This is a genomic window from Streptomyces sp. 4F14 (assembly GCF_048159485.1).
In the GTDB taxonomy this organism is placed as follows: domain Bacteria; phylum Actinomycetota; class Actinomycetes; order Streptomycetales; family Streptomycetaceae; genus Streptomyces.
The window spans coordinates 1-413 of record NZ_JBLRVY010000168.1 but is presented as its reverse complement, the minus strand read 5'-3'; the positions used below and the strand labels follow the sequence as shown (position 1 = coordinate 413).

Genomic DNA, 413 nt, shown 5'->3' with positions numbered 1-413 from the left:
AGCCGCCCGTTCCCATGTCCCGTGTTGCCAGGGCCAGGACGCCCGGGGCGCCGTCGGCGACCGTGTTCCAGGGGGTGATGCCGCCCTCGCGGACCATGCCCGTGTCCATGAACGTCGCCGGATGCAGCACGTTGACCGCGACCCCGGTGCCCGCCAGCTCCTCCGCGAGGGTGAACGTATGGGCCGCGAGGGCGAACTTGCTGCGCCGGTAGGCCGCGGTGCCGTCGTAGCCGCGGGTCAGCTCCGGGTCGTCGAGGTCCAGCGGCTCCTGGCCCGCCGAACCCACGTTGACGATCCGCGCGGGCGCGTTCGCACGCAGCACGGGCAGCAGGGCGCGGGTCAGCGCGACCGGCGCCAAGTAGTTCACCGCGAGCCGCAGTTCATGCCCGTCGGCGCTGAGCTCACGGCCCGAG

At 73.4% G+C, this 413-nt stretch carries 1 protein-coding gene; it reads right to left on the bottom strand.

Going from position 1 to position 413, the window contains the following annotated elements; translation table 11 throughout:
* A partial coding sequence (locus ACLZOT_RS50145; RefSeq protein WP_416976009.1) for an SDR family NAD(P)-dependent oxidoreductase occupies positions 1-413 on the bottom strand: 413 nt, incomplete at both ends.